This is a genomic window from Winogradskyella haliclonae (genome assembly GCF_014635865.1).
Lineage (GTDB): Bacteria > Bacteroidota > Bacteroidia > Flavobacteriales > Flavobacteriaceae > Winogradskyella > Winogradskyella haliclonae.
The window spans coordinates 1,348,981-1,375,067 of record NZ_BMDQ01000001.1 but is presented as its reverse complement, the minus strand read 5'-3'; the positions used below and the strand labels follow the sequence as shown (position 1 = coordinate 1,375,067).

At 33.8% G+C, this 26,087-nt stretch carries 25 protein-coding genes; 10 read left to right on the top strand and 15 right to left on the bottom strand.

Going from position 1 to position 26,087, the window contains the following annotated elements; translation table 11 throughout:
* Positions 1 to 65 precede the first annotated feature (65 nt).
* A complete protein-coding gene (locus IEV10_RS06225; RefSeq protein ID WP_188373818.1) occupies positions 66 to 854 on the top strand; it encodes a PhzF family phenazine biosynthesis protein in 789 nt (262 codons plus the stop codon).
* Between the two features lie 73 nt (positions 855 to 927).
* On the opposite strand, the gene IEV10_RS06220 is transcribed toward IEV10_RS06225, so the two are convergent.
* The 4 genes from IEV10_RS06220 to IEV10_RS06205 all read right to left on the bottom strand — a co-directional run bounded on the left by IEV10_RS06220 (position 928) and on the right by IEV10_RS06205 (position 4,022).
* Entirely contained in the window at positions 928 to 1,581 is a 654-nt protein-coding gene (locus IEV10_RS06220) for a uracil-DNA glycosylase family protein (RefSeq protein WP_188373817.1), read from the bottom strand.
* Complete coding sequence (yaaA, locus tag IEV10_RS06215; protein ID WP_188373816.1) at positions 1,581 to 2,339, bottom strand: peroxide stress protein YaaA; 759 nt, start codon at positions 2,337 to 2,339, stop codon at positions 1,581 to 1,583. The genes IEV10_RS06220 and yaaA overlap by 1 nt, the downstream gene beginning before the upstream one ends.
* A gap of 84 nt (positions 2,340 to 2,423) precedes the next feature.
* Complete coding sequence (locus IEV10_RS06210; protein ID WP_188373815.1) at positions 2,424 to 3,455, bottom strand: RluA family pseudouridine synthase; 1,032 nt, start codon at positions 3,453 to 3,455, stop codon at positions 2,424 to 2,426.
* A gap of 3 nt (positions 3,456 to 3,458) precedes the next feature.
* On the bottom strand, positions 3,459 to 4,022 hold the full coding sequence (locus IEV10_RS06205) for a PASTA domain-containing protein (protein WP_188373814.1): 564 nt from the start codon (positions 4,020 to 4,022) through the stop codon (positions 3,459 to 3,461).
* 153 nt (positions 4,023 to 4,175) lie between these two features.
* On the opposite strand from IEV10_RS06205, the gene IEV10_RS06200 reads away from it, so the two are divergent.
* Both IEV10_RS06200 and coaD read left to right on the top strand, forming a co-directional pair.
* On the top strand, positions 4,176 to 5,153 hold the full coding sequence (locus IEV10_RS06200) for a D-alanine--D-alanine ligase (protein ID WP_188374200.1): 978 nt from the start codon (positions 4,176 to 4,178) through the stop codon (positions 5,151 to 5,153).
* 17 nt (positions 5,154 to 5,170) lie between these two features.
* Entirely contained in the window at positions 5,171 to 5,626 is a 456-nt protein-coding gene (gene coaD / locus IEV10_RS06195) for a pantetheine-phosphate adenylyltransferase (RefSeq protein WP_188373813.1), read from the top strand.
* Here the strand turns inward: coaD and IEV10_RS06190 are convergent.
* Together IEV10_RS06190 and alaS are read right to left on the bottom strand one after the other, a co-directional pair.
* A complete protein-coding gene (locus tag IEV10_RS06190; RefSeq protein ID WP_188373812.1) occupies positions 5,619 to 6,596 on the bottom strand; it encodes a GSCFA domain-containing protein in 978 nt (325 codons plus the stop codon). The genes coaD and IEV10_RS06190 overlap by 8 nt on opposite strands.
* Before the next feature lie 7 nt (positions 6,597 to 6,603).
* The gene (gene alaS / locus IEV10_RS06185) at positions 6,604 to 9,231 is read right to left on the bottom strand and encodes an alanine--tRNA ligase (protein ID WP_188373811.1); all 2,628 of its coding nucleotides are present in this window, start codon (positions 9,229 to 9,231) and stop codon (positions 6,604 to 6,606) included.
* A 146-nt stretch (positions 9,232 to 9,377) separates the two neighbouring features.
* On the opposite strand from alaS, the gene IEV10_RS06180 reads away from it, so the two are divergent.
* The 5 genes from IEV10_RS06180 to IEV10_RS06160 are packed head-to-tail and all read left to right on the top strand — an operon-like array spanning position 9,378 to position 12,549.
* The gene (locus IEV10_RS06180; RefSeq protein ID WP_188373810.1) at positions 9,378 to 10,349 is read left to right on the top strand and encodes a M23 family metallopeptidase; all 972 of its coding nucleotides are present in this window, start codon (positions 9,378 to 9,380) and stop codon (positions 10,347 to 10,349) included.
* A 3-nt stretch (positions 10,350 to 10,352) separates the two neighbouring features.
* Entirely contained in the window at positions 10,353 to 10,682 is a 330-nt protein-coding gene (locus tag IEV10_RS06175; protein WP_188373809.1) for a MerR family transcriptional regulator, read from the top strand.
* Positions 10,683 to 10,694: 12 nt separating this feature from the next.
* Complete coding sequence (locus tag IEV10_RS06170; RefSeq protein WP_188373808.1) at positions 10,695 to 11,282, top strand: LemA family protein; 588 nt, start codon at positions 10,695 to 10,697, stop codon at positions 11,280 to 11,282.
* Positions 11,283 to 11,299: 17 nt separating this feature from the next.
* The gene (locus tag IEV10_RS06165) at positions 11,300 to 11,737 is read left to right on the top strand and encodes a TPM domain-containing protein (RefSeq protein WP_188373807.1); all 438 of its coding nucleotides are present in this window, start codon (positions 11,300 to 11,302) and stop codon (positions 11,735 to 11,737) included.
* Complete coding sequence (locus IEV10_RS06160; protein WP_188373806.1) at positions 11,734 to 12,549, top strand: TPM domain-containing protein; 816 nt, start codon at positions 11,734 to 11,736, stop codon at positions 12,547 to 12,549. Before IEV10_RS06165 ends, IEV10_RS06160 begins: the two co-directional genes overlap by 4 nt.
* 15 nt (positions 12,550 to 12,564) lie before the next feature.
* Here IEV10_RS06160 and IEV10_RS06155 read toward each other — a convergent pair whose 3' ends face one another.
* The 3 genes from IEV10_RS06155 to der all read right to left on the bottom strand — a co-directional run bounded on the left by IEV10_RS06155 (position 12,565) and on the right by der (position 19,267).
* Positions 12,565 to 15,348, bottom strand: a complete 2,784-nt coding sequence (locus IEV10_RS06155) for an outer membrane beta-barrel protein (protein ID WP_188373805.1) — start codon at positions 15,346 to 15,348, stop codon at positions 12,565 to 12,567.
* A gap of 163 nt (positions 15,349 to 15,511) precedes the next feature.
* On the bottom strand, positions 15,512 to 17,935 hold the full coding sequence (locus tag IEV10_RS06150; protein ID WP_229719610.1) for an FIDD domain-containing protein: 2,424 nt from the start codon (positions 17,933 to 17,935) through the stop codon (positions 15,512 to 15,514).
* A 24-nt stretch (positions 17,936 to 17,959) separates the two neighbouring features.
* Positions 17,960 to 19,267: a ribosome biogenesis GTPase Der gene (gene der, locus IEV10_RS06145; RefSeq protein ID WP_188373803.1), complete on the bottom strand. Its 1,308-nt coding sequence runs from the start codon at positions 19,265 to 19,267 to the stop codon at positions 17,960 to 17,962.
* 100 nt (positions 19,268 to 19,367) lie between these two features.
* Here der and IEV10_RS06140 point away from each other — a divergent pair, with 100 nt between their 5' ends.
* Positions 19,368 to 19,880 (top strand): GTP-binding protein, encoded by a 513-nt coding sequence (locus IEV10_RS06140; protein ID WP_188374199.1) that lies wholly within the window; start codon positions 19,368 to 19,370, stop codon positions 19,878 to 19,880.
* Positions 19,881 to 19,894: 14 nt separating this feature from the next.
* Here IEV10_RS06140 and era read toward each other — a convergent pair whose 3' ends face one another.
* Together era and IEV10_RS06130 are read right to left on the bottom strand one after the other, a co-directional pair.
* Positions 19,895 to 20,776: a GTPase Era gene (era, locus tag IEV10_RS06135; protein WP_188373802.1), complete on the bottom strand. Its 882-nt coding sequence runs from the start codon at positions 20,774 to 20,776 to the stop codon at positions 19,895 to 19,897.
* Between the two features lie 19 nt (positions 20,777 to 20,795).
* Positions 20,796 to 21,254, bottom strand: coding sequence for an RNA methyltransferase (locus tag IEV10_RS06130; RefSeq protein WP_188373801.1), 459 nt, complete (start codon positions 21,252 to 21,254; stop codon positions 20,796 to 20,798).
* Positions 21,255 to 21,298: 44 nt separating this feature from the next.
* Here IEV10_RS06130 and IEV10_RS06125 point away from each other — a divergent pair, with 44 nt between their 5' ends.
* A complete protein-coding gene (locus tag IEV10_RS06125; RefSeq protein ID WP_188373800.1) occupies positions 21,299 to 21,916 on the top strand; it encodes a hypothetical protein in 618 nt (205 codons plus the stop codon).
* Here IEV10_RS06125 and dcm read toward each other — a convergent pair.
* Genes dcm through IEV10_RS06105 form a run of 4 tightly spaced genes read right to left on the bottom strand, consistent with a single transcriptional unit; the run spans position 21,891 to position 26,068 of the window.
* Complete coding sequence (gene dcm, locus IEV10_RS06120; RefSeq protein ID WP_229719609.1) at positions 21,891 to 23,153, bottom strand: DNA (cytosine-5-)-methyltransferase; 1,263 nt, start codon at positions 23,151 to 23,153, stop codon at positions 21,891 to 21,893. The genes IEV10_RS06125 and dcm overlap by 26 nt on opposite strands.
* Before the next feature lie 46 nt (positions 23,154 to 23,199).
* Positions 23,200 to 24,618 carry a TolC family protein gene (locus IEV10_RS06115; RefSeq protein ID WP_229719607.1) on the bottom strand — a complete coding sequence of 473 codons (1,419 nt, stop codon included), beginning with the start codon at positions 24,616 to 24,618 and terminating at the stop codon, positions 23,200 to 23,202.
* Between the two features lie 9 nt (positions 24,619 to 24,627).
* Complete coding sequence (locus tag IEV10_RS06110; RefSeq protein ID WP_188373798.1) at positions 24,628 to 25,305, bottom strand: ABC transporter ATP-binding protein; 678 nt, start codon at positions 25,303 to 25,305, stop codon at positions 24,628 to 24,630.
* Positions 25,306 to 25,324: 19 nt separating this feature from the next.
* Entirely contained in the window at positions 25,325 to 26,068 is a 744-nt protein-coding gene (locus tag IEV10_RS06105; RefSeq protein ID WP_188373797.1) for a head GIN domain-containing protein, read from the bottom strand.
* Positions 26,069 to 26,087 lie beyond the last annotated feature (19 nt).

Here is a 26,087-nt window from a genome sequence, read left to right as displayed (position 1 = left end):
CCGATAAAATCAATTAAACTTAATTCATCTAAATAATTGGAGGTAATTTAAACAGCCCGATAAAAATGAAGCTAGATCTATATCAAATAGATGCATTTACTGACAAAACTTTTGGTGGAAACCCAGCCTGTGTGGTCCCACTAAACGATTGGTTACCTAATGATATACTTTTTAATATCACAAAGGAAAATGCCGTTGCTGAAACCGCTTTTTTTGTTGACAAAGGCGACAAAATACACTTACGCTGGTTTACACCTGAAATAGAAATGGATTTATGCGGACATGCAACACTTGCAACAGCGCATTGCCTAAAATCAATTCTAAATTATCCTAAAGAAGAAATTGTATTTGAAACAATAAGCGGAAATTTGACTGTTTTTTTAAAAAATGATTCTTACTTTTTAGATTTTCCTTCGCGCATACCAAAAATTAAAGAACTACCAGAAATAATAAAAGAATCTTTAAATATACAGCCCAAAGAAGTCTATAAATCTAGAGATTATCTATTGGTATACGATACTGAACAAGACATAAAGAACATCAAAATCAAAAGACAAATATTTGACCAAATAAATCTTGACCCAGGAGGAGTAATTGTTACAGCAAGGGGTGACAATAGCGATTTTGTTTCAAGATTCTTTACTCCACAAGCATCAATTTTAGAAGACCCAGTAACTGGTTCTGCTCATTGCTCGTTAATTCCATTCTGGTCACGAAGGCTTGGAAAAAAAGAACTAGATGCAATACAAATATCTGATAGAGTTGGACTTTTAAAATGTGAGAATAAGGACGATAGAGTAATTATAGGCGGAAAAGCAAAAACGTATTCAATTGGAAACTTATGGATAGAATAAAACTACCGCCAACTATGGCTATTAGTAATTGCTTCGCAACAAAATCATATACTAGACTGTTAAACTAAACTATCTAAAAAAACTCTCGATACTGCATGACTCTAAAATCAAATGTATTGAATTTGGGGTTTTTGGCTTTTAGCTGTTTATATAAGGGGATACGGCTAATAGAAATATTAGCTGCCCCAGAACCAGAAGTGAGTGATACGGTTTTTATAGTACGCTTTTCTAATTGAAATTGATGTATTCTTGGCACTTGGTTAGAGACTATTTCTAGTTTTATATTATAATCTTTTGTGTGTTTTCTAAAAAAGTATTCTGGTCCGTTTTTACTATTCCCGCCAGTGAATAAGAGCATCTTAATTTTCGGGTGTTTTTTGAGATAGCCTATGACATCTCGTAACTTAATGTTTTGCATGCCCAAATCAGAAGCATCAATTTTTTCGCGCTCTGCACTAGCTACAATATCACAAACGCCAATTTTATGTTTTATCAAATAGGCTTTACGTTCTTCAATAGCGTCTTGAGAATTATCGAAACGTAAGCCCAAATCATGAATCACATCTATCTTTTTCCAAAGTGAATTGTAATAACTTCCGTAACAGAAATCTACATCTTTTTCGTGCAATTCTCTTGTAGAAAATCGTGGTGGTGGTAAAGTACCAACAATGAGCTTTATCGCATCCTCTGGAATAAATGGTGGGTATGGATGCTTATGCAGAAACACTATCTTACAAAAACCAATTCTTTTTCTGAAGACAAGTCTTCACTAAAACCATAGTTTTCATAATTAAATCCTTTAACGTCTTCTAAAGTTTTAGCATTGGTATCAATAATGTAACGTGTCATTAATCCGCGCGCTAATTTTGAAAAAATAGCAATGGTCTTGTAAGTATCACCTTTAAGTTCTTTGAAATTAATAGTAATCACAGGCACTTTTAAAGCCTTTATATCTATAGCTTTAAAATACTCGTTACTCGCTAAGTTTAAAAACAACTCATCATCCTCTAACTCATCATTTAGAGCTTGAGTCACTTTCTTTCTCCAAAACTCATACAGGTTTTTGTTTTTACCGACTGGGAATTTAGTTCCCATTTCTAATCGGTAAGGTTGTATTAAATCCAAAGGTTTTAAAACACCATAGAGTCCCGAAATGATTCTCACAGTGTCTTCAACCTTATCGAGTTTTTTAGTATCAATTGAATAGGCGTCTAATCCGCGATACACATCGCCATTAAAAGCATACATGGCTGGACGTGCATTATCAGAAGTAAACGGCAAAGACCATTCTTGGTTTCTTTCGTAATTTAATTGTCCTAAATTATCAGAAATGTGCATCAGCTTAGACAAGCTTTTTGCTGATTTCTTTTTTAATAGTTTGTTAATCCGTTCTGCTTCTGTCAAAAAATAACTCTCCGTAGTTTTTGGCGTTGGCAATTTGCTTTCAAAATCTAGAGATTTAGCAGGAGATAATACAAGTTTCATAGTGTACTCAATTTTTCAAAACCAAATTTACGACTATGCTTTTAAAATTTAAATAGAGTTTAACAATAAATACTTATATCGCTATTAGTTTTCTAGATGCTTCGCATAATGCTTCCACTTTTCAATACACTGTTGCATATCCTCAGGAATATCAGTACTAAAACTCATGAACTTTCTAGAAGTTGGATGTTCAAATCCTAAAGTTTTAGCATGTAAGGCTTGTCTTGGCAATACTTTAAAACAATTATCTACAAACTGTTTGTATTTGGTAAATGTTGTGCCTTTGAGTATCAAATGTCCGCCATAACGCTCGTCATTAAAAAGCGTATGCCCAATATGCTTCATATGCACACGGATTTGATGCGTGCGACCAGTTTCGAGCTTACAACTTAATAAGGTAACATAACCTAGACGTTCAATAACTTTATAATGGGTGACAGCAGGTTTTCCTTTGTAGGTATCATCACCTTCAAAAACGGTGTTTTGCAATCTGTTTTTAGGATGTCGACCAATATTACCTTCAACAGTACCTTCATCTTCTTTGACATTTCCCCATACTATAGCTACATACTCGCGCTCTGAGGTCTTTTCGGCAAACTGATTGGACAAATGATTCATAGCATGCTCAGTCTTTGCTACAACTAATAAACCACTTGTGTCTTTATCTATACGATGCACTAAACCTGGTCTGTCACTTGAGTTTTTTGGCAAGTTTTCAAAATGAAAAATTAAGGCATTAATCAAAGTCCCAGAATAGTTTCCATGGCCCGGATGCACTACCATTCCTGCTGGCTTATTAACCACCAATACATCTTCATCTTCATAAATAACATCAATGGGTATATCTTCTCCTACCAATAAATTCTCGTGCGGTGGATGCTCAAATTTTACTTGAATAACATCGTTTGGCTTGACCTTATAATTAGATTTTACTGGCGAGTCATTAACAAAAATGCTGCCGTCTTTTGCTGCAGCTTGAATTTTATTTCGAGTCGCATTCTCCACAAAATTCATTAGATATTTATCTATACGAAGTGGTTGTTGCCCTTTTTCTACAACAAATTTATAATGCTCGTAAAGGTCATCCTTACGTGGAAGTTCTGGAGTTGTGTCCATATACTAATTTGAAGAAGCACGCTTACCATTTCCCAAAACCAAATCAATTTTAGACCTTAATGGTAGTTTATCGCCAACTTTAATATTTTTCCCTTTGTGCTTTATGCCTAAAACGACATCTTTTCCGATATTATCGATATAGGTTTTCTCACCTAAGGTAAAACCTAAAGCTTCTAGCGTTGGTTTTGCTTGTCTATAGGTACGCCTCATAATCTCTGGCATAGCTACTTTTCTGTAACCTGATGGATTAAGCGTTAAGTATATTTTTCTGTTCTCTTTTACTTGTGCGCCAGCAATTGGGTCTTGCTCAATAACAGAAAACTTAGGATAATTAGGATTAAAATTGGCAGAATCTTGAATCTGCATCACCAAATCATTATCTTCAAGTTCTATCTCTACAGTCTCTAAAGATTTTCCTTTTAAATCTGGCACCGTTACAAACTCTCCGTTATTTGTTGTAATGTCTAGCCATTTTAATAACAAAAAACAAAAAATTACAACTGCAACAACAGCTAAAGCTAATTGCTTAAAAAATACTTTACTCGTTAAAAACTTAATGATGCTCATGTGTTAAATATTGTTCACAAAACTAATGAAATTCTAGTTTTCTAGATTATTGAGATTTACTTTTTTATATACGCGTATAATTTACAAATCGATTTTTGGTGTTGAAATAAAATAAATGATACTTTTACATAACAACTATTTTACAAGCGTATTATTTTGAAGAACATTGCAATTATTATGGGTGGTTACTCAAGCGAATATGGAATTTCGCTTAAAAGCGGTCATGTAGTCTACGAAACCTTAGACCGAAACAAGTATGTACCCTATGCCATACATATTTTCAAAGATAAATGGGTTTATGTTGCAGAAAGCGGTGAAGAAACACTTATTAATAAGGGTGATTTTTCAATATTAATTAAAGGTAAAAAAGTTACGTTTGATTGTGTTTTTAACGCTATTCATGGTTCTCCTGGTGAAGATGGTTTTATGCAAGCCTATTTTGAATTGCTAGGCATTCCGCAGACTAGCTGTAGCATGTACCAAGCAGCATTAACCTTTAATAAACGTGATTTATTAGCAACCTTAAAGCCATTTGGTATTAAAACCGCTGAAAGCTATTACCTAAACCTTGGAGACACTATTAATGAAGATGCTATTATAGAAAAAGTAGGCTTACCTTGTTTTGTAAAAGCCAATAAAGCTGGAAGTAGTTTTGGCATTTCTAAAGTATATAAAACTGAAGATTTAAAAGCGGCTATCGAAACCTCTTTTGAGGAAGATGACGAGATTATTATTGAGGAATTTTTAGATGGCGTTGAAGTGTCTGTAGGTGTCATTTCATATAAAGGCAAAACCAAAGTATTACCAATTACTGAAATTGTCTCAGAAAATGATTTCTTTGATTACCAAGCCAAATATGAAGGCAAATCCCAAGAAATCACACCTGCAAGGATCTCTGAAGAGTACGAAAATAAAGTTAGAAGAGAAGCCAAAAAGATATACGAAACCCTTAAAATGAGCGGTTTTACGCGTAGTGAATTTATCTTTAAAAATGACGAACCCTATTTACTCGAAGTAAATACAGTTCCAGGACTGACTAAAGAAAGCATATTACCTCAACAAGCTGCAAAAGCAGGAATTTCTCTCAATGAACTCTTTAACAATGCCATTGAAGAAGTGATGAAGAAATAATAATTATCTTTGAATTAATGAAACGAGCAATATTTCCTGGTTCTTTTGACCCCATTACCTTAGGACATTACGATATTATTCAGCGAAGTGTCACACTTTTTGATGAAGTTATTGTGGCTATTGGCATCAATGCAGATAAGAAATATATGTTTTCTTTAGACGAACGTAAAGCTTTTATCGAAGATGCTTTTAAAGAAGAACCCAAGGTTAAAGTTGTAACTTACAAAGGCCTAACGGTTGATTTCTGTAAAGAAAATAATGTTGAGTTTATACTACGAGGTCTTAGAAACCCTGCCGATTTTGAATTTGAAAAAGCTATTGCGCATACCAACAGAGATTTAGCACCTATAGAAACCGTCTTTTTATTAACTGCAGCTAGTACATCATACATCTCGTCTTCAATTGTAAGAGATGTGATTAGAAATAATGGCGATTATACTAAACTTGTACCAAAAAGTGTACGGGTTAAATAAGATGACTTTTTTTAAATGTAATATGAGCAAATTTGTGCTCTAAGGCTTCCCGTTTTTCTTGAAGTCTAAGTAAAAATTTTTGATGCTCTTCAGAATTTGGATTAAAAGGTTTATGTGCTAATCCTTTTTGTATGGTATCAACTTCGTCCATAATAGCTTCAGAATTCTGATATATCCATACCGATACAAATTTTTCCCAGATATAATCAATAGACAATTGATTAGGATGTAACATGTCTTCTTTGTAGAATCTATAGTCGCGTAGTTCGTCCATTACAATTTCGTAAGACGGAAAATAAGTGAGATTTCTCGGCTGTGCTCGAAATGACAGTAGTTGGTGTATTGCCGTAATTAAGTGAGATTTACTCTGGGTGTTTTCTACAAAGCCATCTTTAACATGTCGTACTGGAGAAACTGTAAAGATAAATTGAGCATTAGGATTTACAGATGTCACCAAACTCACAATGGCATCCAGCGATTCTGATATCTGATTTACAGAAAGTAGCTCTTTTAAGAATTTCTTTTGAGGTACTTTATGGCAATTAGCAACAAATTGGTCAGTTTCAATATGTCTATATACCCATGATGTGCCCAGAGTAATAACTACATGAGTTGCTTCTTGAAGAAAAGAATATGTTTCCTGAATTGATTGATTTAATTGACTTAATATCTCTTCTTTATTTGAAGCACTTAATCGCGAATGTGCATCATAGCAATACCATTGCTCGTTATGAGAAAAGATATCCTTTTCCGTATATTCTTTTTGATTAATAGCATTAGTGATTAGCTTTTCAATCGCTAACGGATGAAATAATATTCCGAAAGGGTTTACCAAATTTTGAAACTTAAAATAATTAAATTTCTCCCCAATGTTTTCAGAAAAACAAGACCCTAGCAACAGTACTTTTGAGTTATAATCTATCTGATTAAAACGCTCGGGTTGTAGTAGAATTTTTGTTTGAAGATTCATTATAAATCTATTCGATATACGATTTTGCAGCTTCAAGCGCAATAGCAATTCCAGCTGGATTTTTTCCTCCTGCTGTGGCAAAGAAAGGCTGTCCACCGCCGCCGCCTTGAATATGCTTACCTAATTCTCTGACAATGGTCCCTGCATTTAAGTCTTTAGCAGCTACCAATTCTTTTGAGATATAACAAGACAAGATGGCTTTTCCATTATTCTCAGCACCAAATAGCAAAAACAAATTGTCATATTGACTACCTATTTCAAAGCATAAATCTTTAATACCGCCAGCATCTAAGTCTACTTTTTTAGCTAAAAACTGTACGGCGTTAATTTCAGTAATTTCATTTTTTAAATCACCTTTTAAGTTTTTCGCTTTATCTTTTAATAACTGCTCTATTTGCTTTTTTAAATCGCTATTTTCAGCTTGTAAGTTTTGCAATGCCTTTACAGGTTCCTGAGCATTGTTAAGCAAATCTCTCATTTCAAAATATGCGCGATTATTTTCAAAATAAAAGTCTTTAACAGCATCATTAGTAATCGCTTCTATTCTTCTAATACCAGCAGCAACTGCACCTTCAGAACGGATTTTAAAATGCCAGATATCACTTGTGTTATTAACATGTGTTCCGCCACACAGCTCAATAGATTGACCAAATCTAATAGTTCTTACCGCATCACCATATTTTTCGCCAAATAAAGCCATAGCGCCTTCTTGGAGAGCTTGCTCCATTGGTACGCTTCTATTTTCTTGTAACGGTAGTTTACCTTCAATACGTGCATTCACAAAATTCTCTACATCCCTCAACTCCTCTAGAGTAAGCTTAGAGAAATGGGAGAAATCAAAACGTAAATATTTTGAGTGTACAGCAGACCCTTTTTGCTCTACGTGGTCGCCTAAAACTTCACGAAGTGCTTGGTGTAACAAATGTGTAGCTGTATGATTGCACTCAGTTCTGTAACGTTGTTTTTCATCAACTACGGCTTTAAAGGTTTCATTTAAATGTTTAGGTAAGTTCTTTGCAAAGTGAATAATAACATTATTCTCCTTCTTAGTATCTACTATATAGATGACATCACCATGAGTGTCCTGCAAATACCCTTTATCGCCAACTTGACCACCACCTTCTGCATAAAAAGGGGTAAGATTAAAAACCAATTGAAACATTTCACCATCTTTTTTTGAAGTGACCTTTCTATATCTGGTAATCTTTACGTTAACCTCAAGTGTGTCATAACCCACAAACTCCTGCTCAGAATCATCAACCAATACTGTCCAATCGTCTGTTGACATTTCACTTGCCTTTCGTGAACGATTTTTTTGTATTTGTAAATGCTCTTCAAAACCTTTATAATCTAATTTTAAATCTTTTTCTGAAAGAATCAACGCTGTTAAATCAATAGGAAAACCATAGGTATCATATAACTCAAAAGCTTTTTCTCCAGAAATGGTATCATCTTTGGCTTGCTTTATAATACCATCAAGCAAAATTAAACCTTGTTCTAAAGTTCTTAAAAAAGACGTCTCTTCTTCTTTAATAACATTTTCAATGAGTTGTTTTTGAGCTTTTAATTCCGGAAAAGCTTTACCCATTTTTTTACTTAAAATATCAACTAAACGATATATAAAAGGCTCCTTCTGATTTAAAAACGTAAAACCATAGCGAATAGCGCGTCTTAAGATTCTACGTATCACATAACCTGCACCTGTATTGCTTGGCAATTGTCCATCTGCAATAGAAAATGCTACTGCTCTCACATGATCAGAAATCACACGAATTGCAATGTCTATTTTTTCATCAGAAGTTTCAGGGTCTTCATAAGTAGAATTTGTAATGGTTTCTATCTCCCTAATAATTGGTGTAAACACATCGGTGTCATAGTTAGATTGTACGCCTTGTAAAACCGTACATAAGCGTTCAAATCCCATACCTGTATCGATATGCTTATTAGGTAAAACTTCTAAATCTCCACTAGCTTTTCGGTTGTATTGCATGAAAACTAAGTTCCATATTTCAACAACTTGTGGATGATCCATATTAACTAAAGTCTTACCATCGACTTTTGCTTTTTCTTCATCAGAACGAATATCTACATGAATCTCACTACAAGGACCGCAAGGACCTTGGTCACCCATTTCCCAAAAATTATCGGCTTTATTGCCTTTTAAAATTCGGTCTTCAGCAATATATTGTTTCCAGATATCATAAGCTTCTGTATCCATTTCAAGATTGTCTTTATCATCACTACCTTCAAAAACAGTGACGTAAAGCATATCTTTTTTAATATCATAAACATCAGTCAATAATTCCCAAGCCCAAGCAATAGCTTCCTTTTTAAAATAATCTCCAAAGCTCCAATTGCCCAACATCTCAAATAAAGTGTGATGATAGGTATCATAGCCAACCTCTTCCAAATCATTGTGCTTACCAGAAACCCTCAAACATTTTTGGGAGTCAGCAATCCTATTTTTCTTAGGTTCCGAATTTCCCAAAAAATACTCTTTAAAAGGGGCCATTCCAGAATTAACAAACATCAAAGTTGGATCGTTCTTAACAACCATTGGTGCAGAAGGCACAATAAGATGCTCTTTATTTTTAAAAAAGTCAAGGAATGTATTTCGGATGTCTTGAGACTTCATTTTTATCTAATTTTATCGTCTAAAATTTAATTTTACTTCCAGCGTTATCTTTTAAGATGAACAGTGTTGTAAATATCTTAAGTACGAAAGTATTTTTATATTTGTATATTGTTCTAGTTGGGCACAAAAATAGAACATTTTAAGATATGGCTAAAGTAAAATACTATTACGATTCTGAAACATTATCGTATCGTAAAATAAGACGTAAAAAGCGCACTACTGTTAAGTATGCTCTAGCGTTTTTATTGGCCTCTGCCCTATTTGCTTTCTTTATAGTTATAGTTGGTGGTTATTTCTTTGAGTCTCCAAAAGAGAGAGAACTCGCAAGAGAGCTAGAAAACATGCAATTACAATACCAATTGCTTAACATACGCATGGATGATGCGATTACTGTTCTTGAAAATATTGAAGAACGCGATAATGCTATTTATCGTCTTTATTTTGAAGCCAATCCAATTCCTGAAGAACAGCGTCGTGCTGGTTTTGGTGGTATTAATCGTTACAAAAAATTTGAGGGCTTTGATAATACAGCCCTGATAAGTGAAAGCAATAAGCGCCTTGATATACTTGAAAAAGCAATGGTCGTTCAATCAAAATCGCTCGATGAGATTGCTATTTTAGCTAAGGACAAGGAAAAATTTTTGGAAGCAATCCCCGCTATACAACCTGTTAAGAACGCAGATTTAACACGTATGGCTTCTGGCTATGGCTACAGAACAGATCCTTTTACCAAGGTGCGCAAGTTTCATTATGGCATGGATTTTACAGCGCCAAGAGGCACACCTATTTTTGCCTCAGGTGATGGTATAGTTAAACGTGCAGATAACAGCTCTTCTGGTTACGGAAAGCATATACGTATAGACCATGGTTATGGTTATGTTTCGCTATATGCGCATTTATACAAGTATAATGTTCGTATTAACCAACGTGTAAAGCGTGGTGACCTTATTGGTTTTGTTGGTAGTACTGGACGCTCTGAAGCGCCACATTTGCATTACGAAATTTTTAAAGATGGTGAACGGATAAATCCTATAAATTTCTACTACGGAAACTTATCTGCTCAAGAGTTTAATGAACTTTTAGAGAAAGCCTCTCTAGAAAATCAATCTTTAGATTAATACATGCATATAGATTTACCAGAAAAGCGTTATTATGGTATTGGCGAAGTCGCCAAAGCCTTTAATGTCAACACCTCTCTTATACGTTTTTGGGAAAAAGAGTTTGATGTTATTAAACCTAAGAAAAACGCAAAAGGTAACCGGAAATTTACACCAGAAGATATTAAGAATCTTAAGTTCATTTATCATTTGGTAAAAGAACGTGGTTTTACATTAGAAGGCGCAAAAACACACATTAAAGAAGAAAAACAAGAGGCTTTAAGCAACTTTGAAATTATAGCAAAGCTTGAAGGCATTAAAGCAAAACTTATTAAAATAAAAACACAACTTTAAAATCAACCAATTATGAAAAAGTGGATTGTACCAATTGTAATTATAGTTTTAATTGCAATATGGGGAATGAATGTAAATAACAAAGCTGTTGGCTTAGAAGAAACAATAACAAAATCATGGGCAAATGTTGAGAGTAGTTATCAAAGACGCAATGATCTTATTGGTAACCTAGTAAAAACAGTTCAAGGCGCAGCAGATTTTGAAAAAGGAACTTTAGAAGCGGTTATTAATGCTAGAGCAAAAGCAACTTCAGTCACTATTGACCCAAGTAATATTACACCGGAGCAACTCGCTAAATTTAATGAAGTACAAGGTGGACTATCTGGTGCTTTAAAAAGCCTTTTAGTTACAGTTGAGCGCTATCCTGAATTAAAAGCAAATCAAAACTTCTTAGAGTTACAAAGTCAGCTTGAAGGTACAGAAAACAGGATAAATGTTGCTAGAGATCGTTTCAATGAATCTGTAGAGCCATACAACAAGTATGTTCGTACAATGCCTACAAAATTTATAGCTGGTCTTTTAGGTTTTGATGAAAAAGGGTATTACAAAGCTGATGCAGGAAGTGAAAATGCACCAGATGTAGAATTTGATTTTGACTAAATCGATTAAAAACAATCATGTCAAACATTGAAAACTTTCTAACGGCATCTGAAGAAGATGCTATTGTTGCTGCTATCCGTGATGCCGAAAAAGACACCTCTGGAGAGATACGCGTGCACATAGAGCAAAACTGTACTGGTGATATTTTTAAACACGCTATGGAAGTTTTTCATTATCTAAAAATGGATAATACCAAAGAACAAAACGGCGTTTTAATTTATGTAGCTGTAGATAAAAAAAGTTTTGTCATATTTGGTGACAAAGGCATTAATGAAGCTGTTGGAAAAGACTTCTGGAATGCTACAAAAGATACTATTGCTGCACATTTTAAAAACGGCGAATTTGCGCAAGGTTTAATAGAAGGTATTAAAAAATCTGGACAACAATTATCTAAATATTTCCCTTGGTTTCACGGCAATACTAACGAACTAGACAATTCAATTTCTAAAGGATGAAAAAAGGTTGGAAATTTATCGTTAGTATATCGATATTATTCTTCAGTTTTATCACTGCTGAAGCACAATATCAAATACCTGAAACGCCAGAATTTCAAACTAGCGTTTACGACTACATTAATTTATTCTCGACTTCAGAAAAAAATGCATTAGAACAAAAACTCGTAAGATATTCAGATACGACTTCAACACAAATAGTTATTATCACTATACCTTCTACAGAAGGTGAAAACATAAATTATCTAGGTGCACAATGGGGACAAAAATGGGGAATTGGTCAAGAAAAAGAAGATAATGGTGTTCTTATTTTACTCGCAAAAAATGACCGCAAAATAGCTATTAATACTGGTTATGGTGTAGAACATTTACTGACTGATGCCATGAGCAAGCGTATTATTGACAGAGATATCATTCCTTATTTTAAACGCAATGATTATTATGGTGGACTCAATCGTGGCGCTGATGCTATTTTTGAAGTTTTAACAGGCGAATATCAAGGCTCAAGACAATCATCATCTAACAATGAATTTCCGTTTGGATTATTGTTCTTTTTATTCATCATTTTTATCATATTTATTATTGCCATATCAAAGCATAAAGGTGGACGCGGTGGCGGAAATCGTGGTAATCGTAGAAATGACACAAGTATTTTAGAAGCCATTATATTAAGTAATATGGGACGCGGCAGCTACAGAAGTGGTTCTTCTTCTGGAGGCTTTGGTGGTTTTGGTGGTGGAAGCTCAGGTGGTGGCTTCGGTGGTGGCTTTGGCGGAGGCGGTTTTGGCGGTGGCGGTGCTTCCGGCGGATGGTGATTTCTACTATTTTCTCTAATCTAGAATTATAAAGCTATTAGAATCTGTTTTTCCTTTGCTTCCTAGACTATTAAATTTCCAACTAAAGCTTAGCATAAAATATTGTTGTAATACAGTACTCTGAGCATCTTGTATATAATCTGCTGTAGCTACTCTTCGAGCATTAGTATTCTGGTTTAATATATCGTATGCTTTTAAGGTTAATGTGGCTTTATCCTTAAGGAAAGTATATGCTAAAGTAGAATTCCAAAACCATGAAAACTTCTGAAAACCAGCTGCCACGTTGGGATTGTAATTATAGTTAATATCATTTCGCCATTCGAACTTTTTAGGCAAAAACATTGCTGTTCTAATCCTTAAATTATGAGTTAAAAACTCTTGATTATCAAAGTCAGCCAAATCGAAACGCGTCGTATTATATGAAAGGTTATAAGTTGGTGTAATTTCCATAACATCTTTCCAATTAAATGTCACGCCAAACCTTGGTCCCAAATTGGTATTATTAGATGCATACTTTACATCATTATTAAAATTAATACGTCTATTAATCCCGCCATTAAATCCAAAATTGAGTTTTATAGTACGCAAAGAATCTACTTTATAGGATTTTCTATAACTTCCGCCACCACGTATTCTATAATTACCATCAACATTGTCATAAGTCGTTGTTCTTACAAAGTTTTCATCTACTGTAGATCGTGTTACAATTTCATCTTGGGTTGTAGAGACATTCAGGTTAAGAAAAATGCCTGTACGTTTTTGAAAATCGAAATTATTGAAACCCATATATATTCTGTAATCATTTGATGGATTTAATTCAGGGTTACCAACTATGATATTTAATGGGTTTGACACATCCTGGAAGGCTTGTAATTGTCTTAATTGTGGCGGTCTATTAGATAAGCTATATCCCGAATATAAAGAGGCTTTATCACTAAATCTATAATTAAAATTACCATCTAACTCTATAGCATTAAAACGCTCTTTAGCACTAAGTGTTGGTCTTAAAGCGTCTTCATTTTCTAATGTTCTATTCACATAACCTACTTCTAGACTCACTCTTAGTTTGTCTTTTCGGTAACTTAAATCTAAACTCGGTGTTGTTCTGCGATTCGTAAACTTAAAATCTGAACTTAAATCTGTATTAAACAAGTCGTACTCTAAAGTAGCATCGTTAAAATCGAAAGTAGAATTTTGGCTATTTCTAACTTCTGAAAGATGACTCAATTTTGCATCTAAAAAGAGTTTTTTTGCAATTAAAGGTATCCGATAAGTACTACTGAAACGGTATTTATTAAAATCTGAATTATTTGTTATTTGCTGATTTCTTAATATATCATTGACATTGGGATCCGTTATCAATGTTTCAGAAATTTGAAACTCATCACCATCCGTTTCGCTAAATTCTGTCTCGAACGCAAACTTTAAAAAACTACCGTTATTACCAAAGCGCTTTGTTATGTCTACATCTGTATTAAATCTTCTCACTTCAGAATCGGAAAAAGACTCAAATGTAGATTGATTTGTTAAATCCTGATTTTCATCAAAAGTTTCATCAAAACGATTATTAAAACCTTGATTCTTTACATAGTTAAAAGATGGTGTTATGTTGATTAAAAATGTTGAATCGACCTCAATATCAAAAGCGGCATTAAAACGATGATTATCATTATCTGAAGTTTCGCGAGATGTTGAGTTGGTAAAGAAACGAGCATCAGGCAAAATATTTTCGCGCTCTACTCTACTATCATTCTCAGAACTACTACGAGAATAAAAATAATCTGAAGACACATCAAAACCTTTGGCCAAAACATCTGCATAATTAGCACCTGCGTTTCTAGAGGTAATAATACCTTGACCACCGCCACCAAAGGAACGTCCATTAATTGAAAAATTACCATTACTACTCACAGATATTGAGGAAGCGCCTCCTAACATTTTTTCTATTTCACCAAAACTAAAATTGGGAGAATTAATATTATTTCCTCCAGCCAATACACTTATACGCCTATCATTATCAAAAAGGTTTAAAAGACCTGCAAACTCATTTCGTTCATCGGTTCCAGCTCCAGCAGACAAACGTCCAAAAACACCCTTATTATTCTCTTCTTTAATTGTTAGATTAATCGTTTTGTTTTCGTCATCTCCTTTTTCGCCAGCAAAAGCTTGCGCCTTGGTTTTTGTATCTGTTATCTGAACTTTATCTATAATCTCTTTGGTTAGATTACGTGTTGTAATTGTCGGGTCATCTCCAAAAAAAGGTTTGCCATTTACTAGAATCTTATTTACAGGTTTTCCGTTAACAGTAATAGCACCAGTAGCATCAACTTCGACACCAGGTAATTTTTTTAATAAATCTTCAACATTAGCATCTTTTTTTGTTTTAAAGGATGCCACATTAAACTCTAATGTATCTTTTTTAACTGTAATTGGAGGTGTGGCTTTTATTACTACCTCGTCTAACGCATTGTTATCTATTTTAAGTGAAATAGGGTCCAAATTAATAGTCTCTTTATCTATTGCTATTGTCTTAGAATAGGTCGAATAACCTACATAAGATATAAACAAGTTTAAAAAGTTATCATAGGTTTTATCCTGCAAGGAAAACTTACCTTCTTTATCGGTAATTGTATACGTTACCAAACTACTATCTTTTACACGTTGCAAATAAACTGTAGCAGACTCTAAAGGTGTCTTAGTATCTTCTGCGATAAGTGAACCTTCAATTTTAAAAGATTTTTGTTGAGAAAATACATGTACAGCAAAAATTAAAGCTAAGAGAACAAATATTCGTTTCATTTGATTGATTGATAGATTTAAATTCAATACTATAACTATTTTTATAGTTATACAACTATTGTTTTAGTTTTAACTAAATTGTAACAGTAAATAATTTAAAAACAAATCTATACAGATATCGTAAGATATATCTTAAACAAACATTAAATAGTATTAACTAGTGTTAACGTTTTAGCGCAAAATGTCTAGTAAAAGTACGACCATCTTGTAAACTAACTAAAAACCAATAATCGTCAGATGGCATAAGATTGCCATTATAACGACCATCCCAAATTGGGTTTTGCGTAGACAATTCGGTCATTAATTTACCATGGCGATTAAAAATTTGTACTCTTGAATTTGCTAAGAATTCTTCATTAAAACCATCTATAGTCCAAAAGTCATTATTAGAGTCTCCGTTAGGCGTAAAGAATTTTGGAAACCCTATCACTGGGAATGATTCTGAAACAACACCGCAACCATTCTTATCTCTAACATATACTGTTTGGATACCAGAACGCACATCTTCAAAAATATTTAAATCTTGAAAAGGACCATTTTCGGAAGTAAGCGAAAATTCATAATCGCCATTACCTAAAACATTTACAGTTACTATATTATTTTCTATACCATCAATAACATCAATATTGTCAAATTCAGCAATACTAGATGGTAAAACCTCAATATTTCTTCTATTGGTACAACCACCGACTTCTGTAACATCGACCCAGTAAATTCCTGGTTCATTTACCTCAATTTGTATCGTAGTTTCTTGAGTCGACCAATTGTAATAAAAATTATTAGGTACAGCGTTAACAATACCGCTATCTAGTATAATCTTAGAAGGAAATGTATCTAAACAATAGATGACCGTTTCGTCTGGTAATAATTCAGGAAGCGGTTTTACTTCGAGATTAACTTCAAAAACTCCTAAACAAGCTAGCCCATCTGTAACCTTAACAAAAATTATTTCATTATTAGGCATTGTATTAGTGTATGTATTTGAAAGCTGATTAATGTTCAATAAAGCATCATTAAACGTCGGAAAAAATGATGTCTGAGCTGTAACAGGCAGCCCTATTAAAATCTCATCATCTAAATCTGAAAGATTGAATTCAGTAAACCCATCTTCTTCCTCATCATCACATATTGAGAGCTCAAAATTTTCAATTGCTGGAAGCGACACACTTAAAGTAATTTCAGCAATGGCAAAACAACCAGAAGTTGGATTTAAAACTCTTGCATATACAATTTGATTATTAGATGTATTGGTATAACTCGATGCATTAATAGGAATTGTGAATTGACTATCTTCAAAAAAGTTTACAATATTAGTCGTATTTGCATTTGCAATTAAACCGCTATAAATCTCTAAATTAAAAACTGAAATCCCATCAGCAGAAGCATCATCGCATTGCTGAATAGTAATATCATTCGATTCAGGAGTTGGATTGATAGTAACGGTTAATGGCATCCTACCTCCAGCTGTACATCCCATAAATCTAGCAGATATCCAAAATATAGTAGTTTCATTTAACGTAGCTGTATATGAATTTCCAATGTTAACGACATTTGGTGATGATGGTCCATCATACCAAATCACTTCATCTGTATTAGTTGTCAATGTCAAAGTAAATTCATCGCCTTCACAACCTTCAGCGTCAGTAATAGATGTCTGGGGCATTCTTATAATCGTAGCAGCAGATAAGTTGATATCAGGGTCTCCTGGTAAACCTCCAAATTCTACAATATAGCCTTGAGGATGAAAAGGATTATTAGGGTCTGGATTACCCGATGCTGCTAAATCATTCCAAGAACCCGGAATTGCATTAGTTAATGTAGGTGATACTATATGTGCATAATCTTCATTACCTGATTGATTAGGTTCATTATTATTCCAAAGAGAAAATTCATTATTAACAGATGTTCCATTTACAGCACCTTGCCAAAATTGTATACCGGCCTCTGGGCCTGTAACCCAACGCCAAACACCTTCAGCACCCTCGTCAGAAGCTCCAATCCAACCTGTACCTGAAGCTTGCTCTCCAGCTAATTGTGATTCTTCAGGAGTAGTAATTGTTACTAAATAACCTTGTAAACCAAAATACAATTGAGCTGCTGCTGCATCTCTAGCACTCTGCCACGATATACCAGGATTAGACACATAAAAATAGTAATGGTCTGTAGATGGTAAGTAATTTGCATTTCCTAAATTGATAGAAAAACTTCTATTTGATGTAAAAACAGTTTGAGTTGTTGAAAATTCTATATCTAAAATTGCAGCTTCAAATTCAGCAAAAGTAGCTGGCCCGTTTAATACTAATTGCCCTTGCGCAGGTTGCCAATCTGCAATAATATTTGGATGGACGCCTGCTAAAGTTAGATTATCAAAGCCAGCTACATAGCCTTCTGATATTTGAATAAAAATTTCATTTAAAGTAGTATCTGCAATGTCTGGATCTGTAATACTAACACTAGTCACAATGTTAATTGGCGTACCAGGACAATAACCCTGATTACCAGTAGCTGTTATCTCAGGTGGCAAATCTTGAGCAAACAAAGAAAGTGTACTTGCAGAAACAAAAAGTAGAGCAAGAATTAATCTCAATTTTATCATAGCCTAGTAAAAATACTATTTTTTACGCATGTATACGCTTACTGGCACACCATGAAAATCAAATTTTTCTCTCAGCTTATTCTCTAGGTATCTTTTGTATGGCTCTTTAACGTATTGAGGTAAATTACAGAAGAATGCAAATTGAGGTTGTGGAGTTGGCAATTGCATGATATATTTAATCTTTACAAACTTACCTTTGTATGCTGGTGGTGGATAATTCTCAATTATTGGCAATAACACATCGTTTAAAACACTTGTTTTAATGCGTTTAGATCTGTTATTATAGACCTCAACAGCAGTTTCAATAGCTTTAAAAATTCTTTGCTTATTTAATACCGATATAAAAACAATTGGTACATCAGTAAAAGGTGCAATTTGTTTTCTGATATAAGTTTCAAATTCTTTTGCCGTTTTAGTGTCTTTTTCGACTAAATCCCACTTATTCACTAAGATGACAATACCCTTTCTGTTACGTTCTGCAAGCCAAAAGATATTCTGAACTTGTCCATCAAAACCACGAGTCGCATCTAAAACCAACAAGCAAACGTCTGAATGCTCTATTGCTCTTACACTTCGCATTACAGAATAGAATTCTAAATCTTCTTTTACTTTAGATTTACGGCGAATCCCTGCAGTATCGACTAAGTTAAATTCAAAACCAAAACGGTTGTACTTGGTATCTATAGCATCACGAGTAGTACCAGCAATATCAGTTACAATGTATCTGTCTTCTCCAATTAATGCATTTATGAAAGAAGATTTTCCGGCATTAGGCCTACCAACTACTGCAAAACGCGGTAATTCATCTACAACTTCTTCTTCTTCATTATCAGGTAAGGCTTCAACCAAAGCATCTAATAAGTCTCCTGTACCACTACCGTTAATACTTGCAATGGTGTAATAATCCCCAAGGCCTAATGAATAAAACTCTACGGCATCTTCTGCTCTTTTGTTATTGTCAACTTTATTTACAGTAAGAAATACAGGCTTTTTAGATTTTCTTAATAAATCAGCAACATCTTCGTCCATTCCTGTTACACCACTCTCGACATCCACCATAAAGATTATCGCGTCAGCTTCTTCTATAGCTAATTCTACTTGCTTATCAATTTCGGCTTCAAAAATATCATCGCTTCCAACGACATATCCGCCGGTATCAATAAGAGAAAATTCTTTACCATTCCAATCACTTTTCCCGTAATGTCTGTCTCTTGTTACACCACTTACAGCATCTACAATGGCTTCTCGGCGTTGTATTAATCTGTTGAAGAATGTTGATTTACCTACATTAGGACGCCCAACAATGGCTACAATACTACTCATATCTATTTGATTTACTCTGCATTACGTATCCCGTAAGCGGGTGCAAAGATAACATTATCTTTTTAAGAAAATGTTTAATTTAGACCTACTATGTATTATTATGTCATTATCTAACGAAATAGTATTACGTCCACGCTTTAAATTTGATGTTGAAGCAACTAACGAGAAATTGTTAGCTGGGTTTGATGAGCAAAAAGTAAAGCAGTCTGACTTTGTCGTTACTCGATTAGATGATCACGTATTTATTCGCTTTCCAAAGCAAGAACAGCATTATTGGTCACCTCAATTACATTTAGAAATAAATGAGAAAGACAAAACACATGCTACTATTTACGGTCTTTTTGGCCCTAATCCAACAATTTGGACGATGTTTATGTTTCTTCATTTTTTAGTTGCTGGATTATTTATTGCTTCTGGTATTTGGGCTTACACCAATATGACTTTAGGAGAATCTTATGCCATCCCTCTTTTTTTGACTCTATTTATGGTAGTTGTTTGGTTTACACTTTACTTCATTGGACGAATGGGAAAAGCCAAAGGAAAACCTGACATGTATAAGCTACATGCTTTTATGAGAGAGATATTACATTCTGAGGGTATCCATTCTATCTAAGAATGTCACAGAATTTATTTCTGGTTATAACCAAAACGCCTTAACTGTTGTTGATTGCTACGCCAGTTTTTATTTACCTTAACGTAGAGTTCAAGGTGCACTTGTTTTCCAAAAAAGGCTTCTAAGTCTTTTCGGGCTTCCATGCCAACCCTTTTTAATGCAGAACCTTTGTGCCCAATGATAATACCTTTTTGAGTTTCGCGCTCTACCATAACTACAGATCGAATTCTGATAATGCTATCTTCTTCAAAAAATTCTTCGGTATCTACTTCTACCGCATATGGAATTTCTTTTTTGTAGTGCAAAAGAATTTTTTCTCTTATTGCTTCGTTAACAAAAAAACGTTCTGGCTTATCTGTTAACTGGTCTTTTGGATAAAATGCTGGAGATTCTGGCAAAAGTTCAACTATTCTATCAAACACATTCTGAACATTAAACCCATTCAAGGCAGAAATAGGATAAAACTCAGCATTAGGCACCTTCTCTTGCCAAAGTTGTGCTTGTTCTTCTAATTGTTGTTGATTTGAGTTATCTATTTTATTTAAAAGTAAAAGTACAGGGATTTTAGAGTTGGTGATTTTCTTAAAAAACGCTTCATCTTTCAATTCTTTTTCACCAATCTCAACCATGTAAATCAACACATCTGCATCTTCAAAAGCAGATTTTACAAAATCCATCATCGAAGACTGCAACTCATAAGCGGGTTTTATAATCCCTGGTGTATCACTTAATATAACCTGAAAATCTTCTCCATTTACAATCCCCAAAATTCGGTGGCGTGTTGTTTGCGCCTTTGACGTAATGATAGACAATTTTTCACCAATAAAAGCATTCATCAATGTAGATTTACCCACATTAGGATTACCAATAATATTTACAAAACCTGCTTTATGCATATTTATATTTTTTGCAAAGTTACGACCTTGGTTTGTTTATTCCTCTATCGTACATCACAATACTTCCGGCTACAGATACATTAAGACTCAATTGCGATTTAAATTTTACTAAAAAATGACTCTTCTCAATGGCTTGCTTAGATAAGCCGTGGTCTTCTGCTCCTAATAAATAAACACATCGACGTGGATGATGAAATGTTTCTAAATCTTCTGCTTCTTCAGTTAACTCTACACCAACAATACGAGCACCTTTTGGTAAGTTATTAAAGAATTCTTCAAACGACTCATAATGAAAATAAGGCATAGATTTTACAGCATTATGCGTGTCACTTGCTTGTTTGGCGTAACGATTTCCGATAGTGAAAATAAAACTAGCTCCTAAATTTTGAGCCGAACGCCTAAGCACACCTAGGTTTTCAGGTGTTTTTCCATTTTGAATACCTATTCCAAAGAACTCGTTTGTAAAGTTATCATTCATGTGGCAAAAATATGATTAAATTTAAGTATTAATAATGATGGTAAATGTCTCATTTCAAAAGAGATCTAAATAAAGAACAATTACTTGGCGAATATCTCGACACAATTTATGATAACTTAAATTTACATTTTGAACGAAATGAAGATTTAAATCTTCAACATCGGGGTGTGGATCTAATTTATCCTAAAAATGATGCTGTTTTTATTGATGAAAAAGCACAACTAGACTATCTAAACAAAAGTCTTCCGACCTTTACTTTTGAACTGTCTTATCTAAAAAATGGAGGGCAAAAATTAGGTTGGCTTTTAGACGAAAACAAACTCACTACGCATTATTTTTTGATTACTGGAATTTATGTTGAAGATAAAGAAGATCTAACTCAAGGTTTTAAAAAGTGTATCATCACCAGTGTGAATCGTAAGAAGTTATTGAGTCACCTAGAATTAAGAAACTTATCTAAAAAACGATTACTTGAGTATGATGCGGACTTAAGAAATTTTGAAGATAAAAAGCTTAAAAACGAAATTGAAGAGCTATGCCCTAAAACCGAAGGTCTGCTCTATTTCTCACCTCAGCTTTCTGAACAACCCATTAATCTCCAACTTCGATTAAAGCATTTGATAGAAATGGGTGTAGCTAAACAGATTTTTCCTCTGAAATAGCATTAAAAAGTGTCTCTCCTATTTTTTCTACAACGCCAACAACTAAAGCATTACCCATAAAGAATGCACGTTTGGTATTGGTTACACCATCAAGCTGTGTATGATTATCAGGGAACATATTTAAGCGTTCTAATTCAACAGGTGTTAAGCGTCTGTAGCCTTTTTTTGTCTTAATCACATGTTTAAAACGCGATGCTGATTTTCCGCCTTCACCAGTAATTATAGTACGTGACGCATTATCTAAAGCATCAGGAAATACCATGGCACCTTCAGCATAGTTATATTTAAAACCATCTTTAGTTTCACGGACTTCTTTTTTGGCACCTTTAAGATAGTTCCATTTATCGAGGTCATCTTCAGAAATATAAAACTCATCAGACACTTCTTTATCAGTAACTAAAACATCTTTGAGTTTGGTTCGTTTACCTTCAAAATCGGTTTTTGTTTTAACAGTGTAAACCTCATTATTAATATAAAGCCCACTAATATTAAAGGGTGATAATTTTCCTCCTAAATTAAACGTGTCCGAAATGATTTTTACATCATCTTTTAACTGAAATTTATAGTCATCTTTTTCAAATACAACAGGGAAACTTTTTGCTAAAATACCATCTTTCAAAATCCAATCTTCTGTATCAGATTTATTTAAATTATCGTAAAGTTGCGTGCCTTTTAAATAGGCTAAAATAAATACGCGCCGTCGTCTTTGTGGCATTCCATAATCAGCAGCATTAATCACACGCCACTCCACAGCATAACCTAAATCTGATAGACTTTTTAGCATAATAGCAAAGTCACGTCCTCGTTGCTTCGATGGTGATTTTAATAGTCTATCTACGTTTTCTAAAAAGAGATATTTTGGTTTTACTTGGCTTTCATTTAGGATGCGATAAATTTCCCACCACAATACACCTTTTTTACCTTGAAGACCTTTAGAGTTTTTAAGTGTTGTTGCTACAGAATAATCCTGGCAAGGAAAACCACCAACTAGTAAATCGTGCTCTGGAATATCTTCTATTTTTACAGAAGCAATATCTTGATTGGAGTGATTGAGTTTTCCAAATCTAGCCACGTAAACTTCAGAAGCATGTTGTCGTTTTGTAGAAGGTTCCCATTGGTTGCTCCAAACGACTTCGACTTGCAAATCAGATTTTTTTTTGTTGAATTTCTCTAAACCCAATCGAAATCCACCGACACCGGCAAATAATTCTACAACTCTGATTTTATTTTTTTGCAACATTTCTAAAATTGAAACACAAAAATATAAGATTGTAAGTTTTTAATTAAGATTTACCACGATAATAATCTAAAACTTTTACTCTTAATAGATACTCATATTTTGCATTTGCTAGATTCACTTTTGCATTATCTAGATTATTTTTACTTGTAATATAATTCAGAAAATTAGAAACCCCATTATTAAAACGTATCTCATTAATCCTATAGGATTCTTGATAAGCATCAACCTGACGTTGTAAACTTTGGTAACGATTATAAGTCGCTTCCATATCAAAATGGACTTGAGTAATCGTGTTTTTAATATCAAGATGTGTACGCTCTAATTGTAAGAGACTTTCCTCAGCATTAATTTTTTCTATTGCTACATTGTTTTTTGCTCTAAAGCCGTTAAGTAACGGTACACTAACAGATATACCAACAACAGTATTTAAGTTATTATCAAGTTGGTCACTAAACTCTATTTGTTGCGCTTCAAAATTTGTTTGCTCTGATTGTACAGGTAGATTTTGCCCACCTACAGTTACAAAATCACCAGTATCAACAATACTTGTCCCGGTAGCATTAAATATTTGCGCTGCACTGGAATAATTACTATTAATTCCTGCGAAAACTGAAACCTCAGGCGTAAATTGAGCTTTAGCTACACTAATACCTTTCTTAGAAGCTTTAAGTCTTAATTCTTGCGCTTTAACTGCCGCTAAATTCTCTAATGCAGCATTAAAAACATCGTCAGATGACAAACCATATTTTTCAATATCTAACATAAGGTCCAAAGCCTGTATGTCTATATCATTTTTAAGATTTAACAATTGAACCAAACTTAATTTTGTACTATTATAATTACTTTCTGAATTTAGAACATTTGTTTCATCACTTGCCAATTGACCCAAAATATCATTATAATCTGCGGGATTACCAGATTCGTTCTTATAAAAATCTTCTTGAATTTTTAGTTGTTGCTTTGTTGTTTCTAATCTCGCCTTGTTTAAATCCAAAACAGCTTTCGCGTTTAGCACTTGAAGATATGTCAATGTAACATTGAGTACTAAATCTTGCCTTGCCGCTTCAGCTTCCATTTCTGAAGCCTTCTTATTTAGTAGATTCTGTTTTGCTAAATTTAATAGTCTAAACCCGTTAAAAATGGTCATATTCAAACTTAAACCCAAATTTGAAAATGTGAGTTCTTGATTGATAAAATCATTAGTAAATGGATCTATACTTCGACCATCATTAACACCCAAATTAAAATTTCCATTAACAGATGGCGTCATGTTAAGAAGAGATTGCCTGTAATTTATTTTTGCAGAATTGGCACGCAAGTAGGTAGACTTTAAATCAAGATTATTTTCTAAAGCGATAGAAATACATTCATCTAAAGTATAAGATTTTAGTGTTGAATTTTGACTATATCCTCCCAGACTCATCACAAAAGTGAGAGCTATTATTGCATATTTAAGCTTCATAATACGTTCTTATTCTTCGACTATTTTTCCGTCGAGTAGATTAATAATTCGAGAACCATAAGCTGCATTTTGTTCTGAATGCGTTGCTTGAATTATGGTCACACCATCTTTATTTAATTGAGAAAAAAGCTCCATAATTTCAGTGCTCTGTTTTGAGTTTAAATTCCCAGTGGGTTCATCTGCCAAAATTAATTTTGGTTTTCCTATCAATGCTCTAGCTATCCCTACTAATTGTTGCTGTCCTCCACTAAGTTGTTGAGGAAATAAATCTTTTTTACCTACAATATTAAAGCGATCTAACATATCAGCCACAAGTGCTTTTCTTTCAGAAGACTTTATGCTTTTGTATAACAAAGGTGTCTCAATATTTTCCCAAACAGTTAACTCATCTATAAGGTGATAAGCCTGAAACACAAAACCTATATATTCTTTGTATAGCTTAGACCTATTTTTCTCTTTCATGCTATGCACTGGTTCTCCAAGAAATGTATAACCGCCACCCGTAAAACTATCGAGCATTCCTATACAATTAAGTAATGTAGATTTCCCTGAACCTGATGGTCCCATGAGTGAGATAAATTCGCCTTCATTAACTTGGAGATTGATATCATCTAGAAGCGTCACTTTATTACTACCCGAATTTACCGTTCTAGTGGCTTCGTTTAAACTTAAAAGCTTTGTATTCATTTTTTTTAATTGGTTTCAGTTAATCTATTTGACTAATAGTTGAAGCACCTATACTTAGTCCTCTGTAAACTTCTGGATCGCCCTTATAAAACAATTCGGCCTCACCATAGGCAGTAAACTTAATACGCTCTGATGATTGTACGGTAAATTTTGCTTCTCCATAAGCCTTTAGCTTAGATGTTTTATTATCTACTTCAACCAAATTAATTTCACCTTCACCAAAAGCAGTGATCCACTGATGATTTATTTTTCCTTTATTTATTGTTAATTGACTTTCTCCATAAATATCCGCATTCAGCACTTGGAAATCAACCTCATTAAAAGTTACCTGAGATTCGCCATAAATTTTGAGTTTAAACTCTTCAGCATCTATTAAACTCTCACAAACAGTTCTTTGCTCTCCGCGAAGTGATAGATTATCTATATTCTTGTAAGTCACTTTTATTGTTAATACTCTACCCTTATAAATTGGCACTTTCATTTTCATGCCATTCTTGACCACTTTCTTATGCTTAGTCGTCGTCTTTGCATCATCTAAATATACACGTAAAGTACCTCCGTTAACTTCTATATTTACCTTATCATCTGATAGTGTATTTTCAAGAATAGTTACTGAATTCTCGTCTCCTTTCACAAAAGTCGTCTCTATGTGAGGACTAATAATTACTTTATTAAAATCTGCTACAGATTTCTTTGTTTGCGCTGTAATTAATTGCATTAGTAACAAGCAAACAATGCTGATTATTTGTTTTAAATGTTTCATAATGATTTCTATTTTTCGA